The organism is Streptomyces sp. NPDC034099 (assembly GCF_055575415.1).
Genome location: NZ_JBVISR010000001.1, coordinates 267,117 through 280,898, shown reverse-complemented (window position 1 = coordinate 280,898; position 13,782 = coordinate 267,117). Strand labels below are relative to the sequence as shown.

At 71.9% G+C, this 13,782-nt stretch carries 10 protein-coding genes; 7 read left to right on the top strand and 3 right to left on the bottom strand.

What is annotated here, in order from left to right; all coding sequences use genetic code 11:
• Positions 1 to 85 precede the first annotated feature (85 nt).
• The 5 genes from ACZ56V_RS01255 to ACZ56V_RS01235 are packed head-to-tail and all read left to right on the top strand — an operon-like array spanning position 86 to position 3,261.
• Positions 86 to 265 (top strand): hypothetical protein, encoded by a 180-nt coding sequence (locus tag ACZ56V_RS01255; protein WP_468939336.1) that lies wholly within the window; start codon positions 86 to 88, stop codon positions 263 to 265.
• A gap of 5 nt (positions 266 to 270) precedes the next feature.
• Positions 271 to 441 (top strand): hypothetical protein, encoded by a 171-nt coding sequence (locus tag ACZ56V_RS01250; RefSeq protein WP_362760498.1) that lies wholly within the window; start codon positions 271 to 273, stop codon positions 439 to 441.
• Positions 438 to 1,826 (top strand): replication initiator protein RepSA, encoded by a 1,389-nt coding sequence (gene repSA, locus ACZ56V_RS01245; protein ID WP_468938290.1) that lies wholly within the window; start codon positions 438 to 440, stop codon positions 1,824 to 1,826. Before ACZ56V_RS01250 ends, repSA begins: the two co-directional genes overlap by 4 nt.
• Before the next feature lie 2 nt (positions 1,827 to 1,828).
• A complete protein-coding gene (locus ACZ56V_RS01240) occupies positions 1,829 to 2,026 on the top strand; it encodes a helix-turn-helix transcriptional regulator (protein ID WP_468938287.1) in 198 nt (65 codons plus the stop codon).
• Complete coding sequence (locus ACZ56V_RS01235; RefSeq protein WP_468938285.1) at positions 2,026 to 3,261, top strand: tyrosine-type recombinase/integrase; 1,236 nt, start codon at positions 2,026 to 2,028, stop codon at positions 3,259 to 3,261. Before ACZ56V_RS01240 ends, ACZ56V_RS01235 begins: the two co-directional genes overlap by 1 nt.
• Positions 3,262 to 3,388: 127 nt before the next feature.
• Here the strand turns inward: ACZ56V_RS01235 and ACZ56V_RS01230 are convergent, their stop codons facing one another.
• From ACZ56V_RS01230 to ACZ56V_RS01220, 3 genes are all read right to left on the bottom strand, one after another.
• The gene (locus ACZ56V_RS01230) at positions 3,389 to 4,930 is read right to left on the bottom strand and encodes an alpha/beta hydrolase (RefSeq protein WP_468938282.1); all 1,542 of its coding nucleotides are present in this window, start codon (positions 4,928 to 4,930) and stop codon (positions 3,389 to 3,391) included.
• A gap of 140 nt (positions 4,931 to 5,070) precedes the next feature.
• Positions 5,071 to 6,621 (bottom strand): alpha/beta fold hydrolase, encoded by a 1,551-nt coding sequence (locus ACZ56V_RS01225; protein ID WP_468938279.1) that lies wholly within the window; start codon positions 6,619 to 6,621, stop codon positions 5,071 to 5,073.
• 80 nt (positions 6,622 to 6,701) lie between these two features.
• Positions 6,702 to 9,479 (bottom strand): lysylphosphatidylglycerol synthase domain-containing protein, encoded by a 2,778-nt coding sequence (locus ACZ56V_RS01220; protein WP_467381748.1) that lies wholly within the window; start codon positions 9,477 to 9,479, stop codon positions 6,702 to 6,704.
• A 185-nt stretch (positions 9,480 to 9,664) separates the two neighbouring features.
• On the opposite strand from ACZ56V_RS01220, the gene ACZ56V_RS01215 reads away from it, so the two are divergent.
• A complete protein-coding gene (locus ACZ56V_RS01215) occupies positions 9,665 to 10,072 on the top strand; it encodes an MGMT family protein (RefSeq protein WP_356360248.1) in 408 nt (135 codons plus the stop codon).
• A gap of 266 nt (positions 10,073 to 10,338) precedes the next feature.
• Positions 10,339 to 13,758, top strand: a complete 3,420-nt coding sequence (locus tag ACZ56V_RS01210) for an ATP-dependent helicase (RefSeq protein WP_468938274.1) — start codon at positions 10,339 to 10,341, stop codon at positions 13,756 to 13,758.
• The last annotated feature ends 24 nt before the right edge of the window (positions 13,759 to 13,782 follow it).

Below are 13,782 nucleotides of genomic sequence, written 5' to 3'. Positions count from 1 at the left end.
CCGGGGCGGCTCTCTCGCCAAAGAACCGCCGCCCCGGGCGCCTTCCCACCTTCCAGACCCAACGGACCCGAAAGGCACGCCCATGATGCCCCAGCCCGCCCCGAGCGCGCGCATCTGCCGCGACTGCGACGGCTTCCCGACCGTCGCCATCACCACCGGCACCCTCCACACCGACGGCACCCGCGCCACCCTCCGGATCACCTGCCCGACCTGCAAGGGCACCGGCCACGCCACCCCCGCCGCCCTCGTCCGCGCCGGGCGGTGAATGTCATGACCCTGCTGAATTGGCGCTCCTCGGAGCACTACGACCACACCGGCGACCAACCGTGCGTGATCTGCACCAAGCCCACCCCGCTGCGCTCCGACCGCGGCAAGCCCGTGCACAAGGTCTGCGCAGAGGACTGGATCGACCGCCACACCGCCAAGGAGGACGACGCGTGACCAACACCGTCACCTCGGCGGGCCTGGACCCGGTCACCCTCGGCGATCTGCTGCGGGTGGCCGGGTCCCCCGGCTTCGACCGCTGGCAAGAACAGATCAAACGCACCGGCGGCTGCTCCGACCCTATCCACCTGACCGGCTGGACCCTCCACAAGGACAAGACCACCGGCGCCACCCTGCACCACTACACCACCGCCGACGAACCGGGCGGACGGCTGCGCGTCGCTTGCGGCAACCGCCGGGCCTCCCGCTGCCCGGCCTGCGCCTGGACCTACGCGGGCGACACCTACCACCTCATCCGCGCGGGCCTGGCCGGTGACGACCGCCGCAACATCCCCGCCACCGTCCGGGATCACCCGCGGGTCTTCGCCACCCTCACCGCCCCCTCGTTCGGCCCGGTCCACAACCGGCCCGACCGTGGCACCTGCCGCTGCGGTGTCCGCCACACCCAGGACTCCCCGGAGCTGGGTACCGCCCTCGACCCGGTGACGTACGACTACGCGGCGGCGGTGCTGTTCAACAACTACGCCGGGCAGCTCTGGCAGCGCTTCACCAACCGGCTCCGCCGTGAGATCGCCGCCCGTGCCGGCATCACCCAACGCGAGCTGAAAGAGTGCGCCCGGCTGTCATACGGCAAGGTCGCCGAGTTCCAGAAACGCGGCGCCGTGCACTTCCACGCCGTGATCCGCATCGACGGACCCGACGGCCCGGACGCCCCGCCGCCGTCCTGGGCCACGGTCGATCTCCTCGCCGACGCGATCCGCGCCGCCGCCGCGCACTCCTACACGTCCGTCTCGGTCCCGGCCTCCGCGGACCAACCGGCCCGCACCTTCCGCTGGGGGACGCAGCTCGACGTGCGACCCGTGAAGGCGTTCGGGGACGGCTCCGACATCACCGAACAGGCTGTTGCCTCCTACGTGGCCAAGTACGCGACGAAAGCGGCTGAGAACACAGGCACGCTTGACCGCCGGGTGGGGGAGCTGTCCGAACTCGACCGCCACGGCGTCCCCGACCACGCCCGCTGCCTCATCGCTGCGTGCAAGATGCTCGATCCGCTCTACCCCGACCGGCGCCTGTGGGCCTGGGCTCACATGCTCGGCTTCCGCGGCCACTTCTCCTCGAAGTCTCGCCGCTACTCGACCACCCTCGGCACTCTCCGCCAAGCCCGCGCCGACTATCGCGCCGCCCAAGAGGCCGCCGCCCTCGGCATCGACGACCGCGAGCCGGACACCGTGCTCGTCCTCACCGACTGGCAGTACGCCGGACACGGCCACAGCCCCGGTGAATCCGTACTCGCCGCCACCATCGCCCGCGATCTCCAGCTCAACCGCGAGACAGCTCGCGAAGCCCTACGCGACCAACGTGCTTTCGAAGGGGAGTGCTGACCATGACCTCAGAGTTGCCGAGCCGGTTCCTGACCCCTGAGGACCTGGTCGAGATGTTCGAGCTGCCCAGCATCGAGACGGTCTATCAGTGGCGTCGCAAGCGCACCGGCCCCCGTGGATTCCGCGTCGGCCGACATCTCCGCTTCGACCCGACTGACGTGCGGGCCTGGGTGGACTCCCAGATTGGGGAGGCTGCCTGATGGCTGGCCACATCCAAGACCGCTGGTACCGAGTGGAAACCGGCTCGGACGGCAAGCCTCGCAAGGTCAAGACTGACCGCCACGGCACTGGTCTGCGGTACCGCGCTCGCTACGTCGGTCCGGACGGCACCGAGAAGTCCAAGAGTTTCCCGGACCGACAGAAGCGGCTCGCGGAACAGTGGCTTTCGCAGATCGAGGCGGACATGGCGCGGGGCCAGTACATCGACCCGCAAGGAGGTCGCCTCACCGTACGGCAGCACGCAGAGCGATGGTTGGCGTCTCTGACCATGGACCCGGGCACATTCGTGAGCACGGAGCAGCGCATCCGCCTGCATGTTCTGCCGTACATGGGGAGCCGAACCCTGGGCTCTCTGCGGCCGACGCACATCCGCGAGTGGTTGCGGAAGCTACAGGATGCGGGAGTGGCGCCCGCCTATCAGCGGGTGATCTTCGCGAACCTCTCCACCATGCTTACAGCGGCAGTCGATGACCGACTGATCACTGAGAACCCGTGCCGCTCATCGTCGGTGCGGGCCCCAAAGCTTGACCGCCGCCGGGTAGCCCCGTGGTCGCGTGACCGTGTCCTCGCGGTTCGCTCGGCCCTGCCTGAGCGCCACCGCGCCATGGTGGACCTGGGCGGTGGTTGCGGCCTGCGTCAAGGTGAGGTGCTGGGCCTCGCCGTCGATGACCTCGACCTCATTGAGGGACTCGTGCACGTAGAACGGCAGGTCAAGCTCATCCGTAACCGCCCGGTGTTCGCGCCGCCCAAGGGAGGGAAGACGCGCACGGTCCCGCTCCCCGAGAGCGTCGCGCGGTCCATTGAGGAGCACATCAGCCAGCATCCACCCGCGGCTATCACCTTGCCCTGGCGGACGGTCGACGGAGAGTCGGTTACGGCGTCGCTGCTCTTTCACCGGGATCAGGGTCGTCCGGTCAACCGCAACGACTTCAACCGTTGCACCTGGCGACCGGCCCTTGCCGCGGCGGACGTTCCCTTTGGACGGGCGAACGGGATGCATGCGCTGCGGCACTTCTACGCGTCTGTTCTGCTGGACGCGGGCGAAAGCGTCAAGGCTCTGTCCGAGTACCTGGGCCACCATGACCCAGGCTTCACGCTGCGCACGTACACCCATCTGATGCCCAGCAGTGAGAAGCGGACCCGGGAGGCAGTGAACCGGGCCTTCGCGGACGGCCCCGAAACAGAAGACGGCCCCACGACGGCCCAGGAGGAGTGAGACGAGTCCGAACGTGCAGTTCATGGCGCGTCCGCCCTGACTTGCCCGTCTACTGACCGGCTCCCGGACCCGCTTCCCGGACGGCGGGGGTTTCGCGCACCGTGGGTGCCCGAAGCCCCCGCCGTCGTCATGAGCAGACCTTGCCGTCCTTCGGTACCGTCCCCTTCAACAGGTAGGCGTCCACCGTGGAGTCGACGCAGTCGCTCCCGCTGCCGTACGCGCCGTGTCCCTCGCCCTTCCAGGTCAGCACCACGCCGACGTCCTTGCCCAGCTCGTCCGCCATCCTGCGGGCGCCCTCGTAGGGCGTGGCCGGGTCGCCCGTGTTGCCGACGACCAGGATCGGGGCGGCGCCGGGCGCGCTCACCTCCGGCGTCTGGTGCTGACCGGCCACCGGCCAGTCGTGGCACCATCCGGCGGTGTCCCAGCCGAGGAAGGCGCCGAAGACGGGCGACACCTTCTCGAACCTCGGCAGCAGCTTCTTCGTCTCCTCCACGGTCGGCCGCTGCTTGTCGTCCAGGCACGATATGACCCGTTGCGAGTGGGTCGTCGTGCCGTAGCGCCCCGAGGGGTCACGCTCGTTGTAGCCGTCGGCGAGTGCCAGCAGCTCGGAGCCGTCCCCCTTCTCGGCCGCCTCCAGCGCGCTGGTCAGGGCCGGCCAGCCGCTCTCGCTGTACAGCGGCAGCACGATCCCGGTGAGCGCGAGCGTCTGCGTCAGCTTCCGCCCCGGCGAGGAGGTCGGCAGCGGGTCCGCGTCCAGGCGCTTCAGCAGGTCGGTGATCTTCCGCGATCCCTGTCCGGGTTCCTGCCCGGTCGACTCCAGGTAGTCGTCGAGCGCTCGCTGGAACCCCCTGGCCTGGTTCTCGGCGTGGCCCATCGTGTCGGCGTCCGGGTCGACCACGGCGTCGAGGGTCACGCGTCCCACGTGCTGGGGGAAGAGGTGGGCGTAGACACCGCCGAGTTCGGTGCCGTAGGAGATGCCGAAGTAGTGCAGCTTCTCGTCGCCCAGCACATGCCGCATCAGGTCCATGTCGCGAGCGGTGTCCGTGGTCGAGACGTGCTCCATGAGCTTGCCCGCGGCCTTCTCGCAGCCCTTGCCGAAGTCCGCGGCGTCCTTCAGGTAGGCCTGCTCCTCTGCCGGGGTGTCCGGCGTGGAGTCCACCGACTCGGCGGCCTCGATCGCCCCGTCGGTGCGGCAGCGGACGCCCTCGCTGGCGGCCACCCCGCGCGGGTCCCAGCTCACCAGGTCGTACCGCTGGTGGAGGGAGGAGACGCTGTCGGCGTAGGACGGCATCATCGAGACGCCGGAAGCTCCGGGGCCGCCGAAGTTGAACAGCAGGGAGCCGATGCGGTCGTCCCCGCTCGCCCTGGACCGGATCAGCGCGAGATCGATCGTCTCGCCGTCCGGGTCGGACCAGTCCAGCGGCGCCTCGAGCGTGGCGCACTGCCAGTCACCGTCCGGAGCCGGGGCCTCGTCGGTGCCCTTGCAACGGGCCCAGTCCAGCGTCTGGGACGCCAGCGCCTTCGGCACTCCGGAGGGGGCCGCCGCCGAAGGTGCCGCGCTGCTCCTGCCCCCGTCGTCCTTGTCCTCGTCGGACGAGCCGCCGCTGCAGCCCGCTGTCAGCAGTGCGGCGGCGGCCGTCAGGGCCGTCCACCGGACGAGACGCGCCATGTCCTCTCCCCCCTGGCAAGCCGTCCGCGCCGTGCGGCGGATGGCGTTCCTGCCATGGTAGGTGGAGCGGGCAGCGCCCGCCGACGCCTGTGGATAACGCTCTGACCTGCTCCTTCGTCAACCTGTGGCGTCGTCCTCGGTCAGGAGCAGACGGTGTCGGCCGCCGGTACCCTGCCGTCGAGCAGATAGCCGTGCACCGCGTCCTGCACGCACGTGTTCTTGCTGTCGTAGGCACCGTGCCCCTGGCCCTTGTAGGTCAGTTCCACGCCGACGCCCTTGCCGAGCGCGTCCACCATCCTCCCGGCGCCCTCGTAGGGCGTCGCCGGGTCGCCGGTGTTGCCGATCACCAGGACCGGCGGTGCGCCCGGGGCGCTGACGTCCGGGTGGTCGGCGGCACCGGCGACCGGCCAGTCGGTGCAGCTGAGCATGGACCAGGCAAGATAGTCGCCGAACAACGGGGAGGCGTCCCGGAACTCGGGCAGCTTGCCCTGCACGTACGCGGAGTCGTACCGGGGTTTGTCGTCGGCGCAGTTGATGGCGACGTTCGCCGCGGTGATGTTGCTGTACTCGCCGTCCTCGTTGCGCCCGTTCAACGCGTCCGAAAGCACCATGAGGACCCGCCCGTCCCCCTCGTACGCCTGCTCCAGGCCCTCGGTGAGGTACTCCCAGAAGTCCTTCGAGTACAGCGCCTGGGCGATGCCGCCGGTCGCGGCGGTCTCGGTGAGTTCGCGGGGGAAGACGCCGGGGATCGGTTTGCGGTCGAGGTCCTTCAGCAGCCGGGCGATGCGCGCCTTGACGTCCTCGGCCGTGTCCCCGATGGGGCAGTCCTCGGCCTTCGACACACAGTCCTCGGCGAAGTTGTCGAGCGCCAGCTGGAACCCCTTCGCCTGGCCCAGTGAGCTCTGTTCCGCCGTCTGCGTCGGGTCGACGACCGCGTCGAAGACGGCACGGCCCACGTGCCGGGGGAAGAGATGGGCGTAGACGCCGCCGAGTTCGGTGCCGTAGGAGATGCCGAAGTAGTACAGCTTCTCGTCGCCGAGTACCTGGCGCATCAGGTCCATGTCGCGGGCGGCGTCGGTCGTGCGCACCTGGGGCAGGATCTTCTTCGAGTGCTTCTCGCAGGCCGCGTTGAACTCCCGCGTGTTGTCCACGAACCCGGTGCGCTCGGCGCGGTCGTCGGGGGTGGCGTCCTGCTGGAAATAGGTGTCGAGCTGCTTGTCGTCGAGGCATTCCAGGGGGTCGCTGCGGCCGACGCCGCGCGGATCGAAGCTGACCAGGTCGTAGCGGGTGCGCAGCTTCGCGTAGTCCTGGCCGAACGCGGGCAGTGTGGTGACGCCCGACCCGCCCGGCCCGCCGAAGTTGAAGACGAGCGAGCCGATCCGCCGGTCCGCCGCGCCGCTGGCCTCGGCGCGAATCAGCGCGAGTCCGATCGTGTCGCCCCCGGGGTCGTCCCAGTCGAGTGGGGCCTTCATGGTGGCGCACTGCCACGCGTCGCCGTCCGGCAGCGGCGAGGGGGCGGCGCCACCACCCTCGGCCTCGGACGGTGACGGGCAGTCCTTCCAGTCCAGTTTCTGGCCCGTCAGGTCCTCGTCGTCCTCCTGCGACCCGCCGCCGCAGCCCGCCAGCAGGACGGACAGCACGAGTGCGGTGGCGGTCAGGGCGGCGGCGCGCAGCCGGGAGGGATTCGGCATGCGTCCATCGTGCGGTCGCGCGGGAGCGCATGCTCGGGGCCAGGGCCGTACGGGGTACGGAGCGCCCTTCCCGCGTCCGGTTACAGCGCCTCTTTGCGCGTGAGGTGGTTGAAGACCAGCCAGCCCGGCAGCACCGGCAGCCACAGGGTGAGCAGCCGGTACAGCAGCACCGCGGGCGCGGCGACCTCCTTGGGAAGGCCGACGGCGATCAGACCGACCGTCAGCGTCGCCTCCACCGCGCCCACACCGCCCGGCGTCGGCGCGGCGGACCCCAGGGCGTTGCCCGCGAGGAAGACGACCGCGACGCTCGCCAGACTGATCGACGTCGAGTCGTCGCCGAAGGCGCGGATCGAGGCGTCCAGGCACATCACGAAACAGGCCGTGAGCAGCAGCATGCCGCCGATGCCGGTGACCAGCTTCTGCGGCCGCTGCAGCACGTCCAGCATGCGCGGCACGACCCCGGCGAAGAGCGACCGCACGCGCGTGACGACGAATTTGCGCAGGAACGGCACCGACGTCACCACGAGCACCAGGACCGCCACGGTCAGCAGGCCGGCGATGACCGTCCGGGACGGAGACAGCGACGGCGTCTTCTCGGTGCCGGTCAGATAGCCGAAGGACAGCAGCATCAGGATGTGGCAGCCGAGCCCGAACAGCTGGGACGCGCCGACACTCGCCACCGCGAGCCCCGGGCGCACGCCCGCGCGTTGCAGAAAGCGGGTGTTCAGGGCGACGCCGCCGACCGCGGCGGGGGCGACGATCTTCACGAACGATCCGGCGACCTGTGCGGCCACGGTCCGCAGGAACGGCACCTTCTCGGGCACGAAGCCCAGCAGGGACATCGCCGCGGCGACGTAGCTCGCCGCCGAGAACAGCACGGCCGCCGCCACCCAGCCCCACTGGGCGTTCGAGATCAGGGGGCCGAACTCGATGTGGGTGAGCTGGGTCAGCAGGAAGTAGGCGCCGATCGCGCCGGCGATGAAGCTGATCAGCGTGCGCGGCCGCACCCGCTCCAGCCGGGCCGGCTCGACGGGGGCCTGCGGCCTGATACGCAGCACCGCGTGGCGGATCTGGGTGAGCAGGTCCTCCTCACGCGCCTCCTCGATGGCCTCGTCCACGGCCCGCTTCTCGGCCCGCTGCTCGGCACGTACGGCCTTCTTGTCCGGTTTGTCGATCTGAGGGGGCTTGTCGGTCTGCTCCGACGCGTGGCTCGTGGTGTCGTGACCGGCCGCCTCCGCGCGGGCCAGCTTGGCCTGCCGGGACGACTCCAGTACCGCCTCGCGCTCGCGCTGCGCCCGTTCCCGCGCCAGTCTGCGCAGGGTCGCGCGCGTGGAGCGGCTCAGCGCGATGGGCTGGAGCATGGGCAGGCAGTCCGCCACCGCGTCGGGGCCGAGGACGCCGACCGCCGACGCGACCGCGCGTTCGGCGCCGACCCGCAGGCCGAGCGTCACCAGGAGCTGGGAGATGTCCATGCGCAGCAGCAGGTCGCCGGCGGCGATCTCGCCGATGCGCAGGTCGGTGAGGATCACCGTGCCGGAACGATCCACCAGGATCGCGTCGCCCACCAGCCTGCGGTGCGCGATGCGCCGGGACTGCAGCGCACGCACCTGCTCCCAGGTCTCGCGCAGCAGGTCGTCGGTGATCTCGTCGTCCGCCAGCGAGTCCAGGGAGCGCCCGCCGGTGTGCTCGTAGACGAGCATCACGGCGTCCGGTCCCAGCTCGGACGTCGCGATCAGCTTGGGGGCGTTGGCGCCGGCTGCGATCGCCGCGTAGGCGAGCAGCGCCTCCTGCTCCAGCGCCTGGCGCAGCGAGGGGAGGCTGCTGCGGGTGGCGAAGCCGCGCAGTGTCAGGTTGCGCCACGCGCGGTAGAAGAAGCCCTGCGCCTGCTGCTCGCGGTCCACCACCGTCACGTCGAGCGGTCGGCCGTCCTCCAGCGTGACGAAATAGCGGCGCCCGCGGTCACCGGTCTCGACGCTGTCGGACGGCGCTTCCTGCCGGGCGGCGGTCACCGGCCGGAACCCGACGTGACGCAGGCCCGCCATCAGCGTCCGACCGGTGGGCCGGACGTTGGGGGAGCCGACGGCGTACAGGGTGCCGTAGGCGACGGTCCAGCCGATGAGGACGGTCAGGATGATCGAGAACGGCGTCGTGTAACCGGTGACCAGCATCGAGAAGGCGTCGAGGAGCAGCACGATCCACAGCACCGCGCGCCAGCGGGGTCTGCGGGACATGCCCACTGCCGTCATGTACGCGATGACCGGGGCGAGGTAGCCGTGCACGGGGTCGGTCAGCGCGTGGATGTCACCCGGGGACGGCTGGGTGAGCGCCTCCTGGATGGAGCCGGGAGCGGCCTTGGCGACCCACAGGTCGGTGGCGAGGGTCACCCCGTGGGCCAGGACCGCCGCAAGTACGCCGTCGGCGATCCGCAGCCCGTCCCGTTTGATCAGCCGTTCGATCGCGAACGCGACGGGCACCAGGAGGATCGCGATGCTGGAGGCCAGCCCCGCGATCTTGATGAGCAGGTCGGGCGCCTGGCCGGTGCCTTTGTTGATGTCCTGTTCGAGGCCCGAGGTGGTGCCGTGCGCGAAGGCGGCGATGGCCAGGAGTACGGCGACGGCGAGCACGCCCACCAGGAGGCGCACCAGGTCGGAGGGGCGGTGCACGCGCGCGGGGAGCAGCGGTTCGTCGCCCTCGACCTCGTCGATGTGCGCCACGTCGTCGGGGTCGGCGGCCGTCGCCGACGGGCCTTCGGCCGCCCGCTCGCGGGTCTCCCCGTCGCCCGCGTCCGCGGTGTCCGCGCGCGGGGAAGCGTCAGAGGTGCCCTCGGCGTCCTCGGGGTGCACACCCTGCTGCTTCATCGCCTCTTCTTGCTCTCGTATCACTGGTCACCGCCCGCACGATGGTGGCATGCCGCGTCGGACTCGGCAGGCATCAGGGTGCCCGTGCGGGCCGCACAGTCTGCCCGAAGCGACGCTCGCGGGCGAGGGACGCGGGCCTTCGGGAGTGCGTCGCGTTGTCGGCGGGGTGCGGCAGGATGGGGCGGATGAGCGAGCAGAGCCTTCCGGACGGCGACCGTCCGGAGAACGCGGACGCGCTGCCCGAGTACGCCGAGCGGGTCCTCGACGTGACCGAAGTGATCCCGCCCGGCCGCGTCATGACGTACGGGGACGTGGCCGAGTACCTGGAGGAGGGGGGACCCCGCCAGGTAGGCCGGGTGATGTCCCTCTACGGGGGAGGCGTCCCCTGGTGGCGTGTCGTCCGCGCGGACGGGGTCCTGCTCGCGGGGCACGAACTGGAGGCCCTCGACCGCTACCGGGAGGAGGGCACGCCCCTGAAGGAGGCGAGCAGAGCCGCCGAGGGGCACCTGCCGCGCCTCGACCTGAAGCGGGCGCGGTGGGACGGCGGTGGACGCTCGCAGGAGCACGGCGGACACGCACAGGGTCACACCTGACAGCTTCCGCCATACGGCGGGCCGATGTGTGACATGTGATCCGTACGAGGTAAACCGGGCGCTTCGGGCATGTCCGTGGCATGACGTACGTTCGTGGGGCAGGGGGCGCTCGTGCCTCGAGTGACCCGAGGGAAGAAGAGGAAGCGCTGCTTCCGTCTCTTCCGTCGGCGTAGCGTCGGCCGCACGCGTCCCCCTCATCCCGCGGCCACCGCCCCACCCGCGGCGCGGACGGCCCACCAGCACACCCACCAGGACCGGCGAACCACGTGAGCTCCTCTTCCTCCACCGGACACCCGCCGCACCCGCAGGTGCGACGGGGGAGCCGTGGCGCTTACCGACTGGTGCGTACCCCGCCGGCACGCGTGGACCCCCCTCGTCTGGACGCCGCACAGCGCGCCGTGGTTGACCACCGGGCCGGACCGCTGCTCGTCCTGGCGGGACCGGGCACCGGTAAGACCACCACGCTGGTCGAGTCGGTGGCGGACCGGATCGCCAAGGGCGGCGACCCCGAGCGCATCCTGGTGCTCACCTTCAGCCGCAAGGCGGCCGTCGAGCTGCGCGAGCGGATGGCGCTGCGCATCGGTGCCGCGCGCGCCCCCCGGGCGACGACCTTTCACTCCTTCGGTTACGCCCTGGTCCGCGCCCACCAGGACAGCGACCTGTTCGTGGAACCCCTGCGGCTGCTGTCCGGCCCGGAGCAGGACGTGACGGTGCGCGAGCTGCTCGCCGGCCAGGTGGACCTGGAACGGCTCGGGCTCGCCCATGTGCGCTGGCCCGACGAGCTGCGGGCCTGCCTGACCACACGGGGCTTCGCCGACGAGGTCCGCGCGGTGCTCGCCCGCAGCCGCGAACTGGGACTCGGCCCGGACGCCCTCGGGGCCTTCGCCCGGCGGATCGGCCGCCCCGACTGGCGTGCCGCCGCCCTCTTCCTCGCCGAGTACCTCGACGTGCTCGACCTCCAGGGCGTGCTCGACTACGCCGAACTGGTCCACCGCGCGGTGCTCCTCGCCCGCCGCCCCGAGGTCGCCGCGCAGCTGACCGCCCAGTACGACGCGGTGTACGTCGACGAGTACCAGGACACCGACCCCGCCCAGGTACGGCTGCTGCACGCCCTGGCGGACGGCGGGCGCACCCTCGTCGCCTTCGGCGACCCCGACCAGTCGATCTACGCCTTCCGGGGCGCGGACGTGAACGGCATCCTGGACTTCCCGGCCGCCTTCCCGCGCGCGGACGGCCGCCCGGCGCCGGTCGAGGTGCTGCGGACCTCACGCCGGTCCGGGGCCGCCCTGCTGGACGCCACCCGGCTGCTGACCCGGCGCATGCCGCTGACCCGCCTGCCCGCCGACAAGGTCCGCGCCCACCGTGAGCTGTCCCCGGCGCGGGACGGCGGGCGGGTCGAGGTGTACACGTACCCGACCTCCGGCACCGAACTGGACAACATCGCCGACATCCTGCGCCGGGCCCATCTGGAGGACGGCGTCCCGTGGAGCGACATGGCCGTCCTGGTACGCGCCGGTTCGCGCGCCATCCCCACACTCCGCCGTGTCCTCACCGCGGCCGGCGTCCCCCTGGACATCGACGGCGATGACCTCCCCCTGCGACACGAGCCCGCGGTGGCGCCCCTGCTGACGGCGCTGCGGGCCGTGGCGGAGGCGGAGGCGGGGGAGCGGCCCGGGACCGACGCGGCCGATCAGGCCGTACCCGAGGCGGCGTCGCAGGACGCCTCCGAGCCCGAGCCCGCAGCCGACGCCGCCGACACGAAGCCCACGCGCGGTGAACGCGCGCACCGCGCGGACGGTCCGTGCTGGCTGCCCACCGAGACCGCCCTCACCCTGCTCACCTCGCCCCTCGCCGGCATGGACGCCGCGGACCTGCGCCGCCTCGGCCGTGCCCTGCGCGACGAGCAGCGCGCCGCCGGCAACCCGCTGCCGCCGCCCTCGGACGAACTGCTCGCACGGGCGCTGGCCGAGCCGGAACGGCTTGCCGTGCACGACCCCGCGTACGCGCGCGGTGCCCAGCGGCTCGGCGCGCTACTGCGCAAGGCACGCGAGCGCCTGGCGGGAGGCGGCAGCGCCGAGGAGGCGCTGTGGGACCTGTGGGACGGCACCCCGTGGCCCACCCGCCTGGAACGCTCCGCCCGGCGCGGCGGCGCGGCCGGGCGCAACGCCGACCGCGACCTGGACGCCGTGTGCGCGCTGTTCGCGACGGCCGCCCGCGCGGAGGAGCGCACCGGCGGCCGGGGCGCCCTGAACTTCCTCGAGGAGATCGACGCCGAGGACATCGCGGCCGACACCCTCGCGCGGCGTGCCGTACGCCCCGACGCCGTTCGCCTGATGACCGCGCACCGCTCCAAGGGGCTGGAGTGGCGGCTGGTCGTCGTCGCCGGCGTCCAGGAGGGTCTGTGGCCGGACCTGCGCCGTCGCGGCTCCCTCCTGGAGGCCGACCGGATCGGCCGCGACGGGCTCGCCGAGCCCCTCACCCCCGGAGCCCTGCTCGCCGAGGAGCGCCGCCTGTTCTACGTGGCAGCCACGCGCGCGCGGGAACGACTCGTCGTGACCGCGGTGAAGGCGCCGGCCGACGACGGGGACCAGCCCTCCCGGTTCCTGACCGAACTCGGCGTCGAACCCGCCGACGTCACCGGCCGCCCGCGCCGCCCCCTGGCCGTCGCGGCGCTCGTCGCCGAACTGCGGGCCACCACCGTCGACCCCCGCGTCTCCGCGCCCCTGAGGGAGGCCGCCGCGCGCCGTCTGGCCCGCCTCGCCGCGCTGACCGACGAGGACGGCCGCCCTCTGGTGCCGTCCGCCCATCCCTACCGCTGGTGGGGCATGTGGGACCCGACCGAGAGCAAGGTGCCCCTGCGCGACCGCGACCAGCCCGTCACCCTCTCCGGAAGCGCCCTGGACCAGTTGGCCAACACCTGCGCCCTGCAGTGGTTCCTGGGCCGTGAGGTGAAGGCCGACGCGCCCGCGACCACCGCCCAGGGCTTCGGCAACGTGGTGCACGTCCTCGCCGACGAGGTGGCCTCCGGACGCACCCCGGCCGACCTCGCCGTCCTCATGGAGCGCCTGGACTCCGTGTGGAACGCGCTCGCCTTCGACGCGCCCTGGAAGTCGGCCCAGGAGAAGGCCAACGCGCGCGTGGCGCTCGAACGCTTCCTGAAGTGGCACGTCATGGACCGTGCCGGGCGCACCCCGGTGGCGAGCGAGCACGACTTCGACGTGACCCTGGAGGCGGGCGACTACGAGGTGCGCATCCGGGGTCAGATGGACCGCGTGGAGGCCGACGGCGACGGACGCGCCTACGTCGTCGACTTCAAGACCGGCAAACAGGCGCCCACCTCCTCGGAGGTGGCCCGCCACCCCCAGCTCGCCGTGTACCAGCTCGCCGTCCGCGAGGGCGCCGTCGACGAGGCCTTCGACGGCGTACGCCCCGAACCGGGCGGCGCCGAACTCGTCCACCTGCGCCAGGGCGCGCCCCAGCGGGACGGCGGCGAGACCCTGCCCAAGGTGCAGACGCAGGAGTCGCAGCAGGGGCCGGAGGGCGAGTGGGTCGGAGACCTGCTGGCCACGGCCGCGGGCAAGGTCCTCGACGAACGGTTCACCCCGACCACGGGCCAGCACTGCACCCACTGCGCCTTCCGCGCGTCCTGCAGCGCACGGCCCGAGGGCCGACACGTCGTGGAGTGAGCGACGGGAGACGGGCAGCGGAGC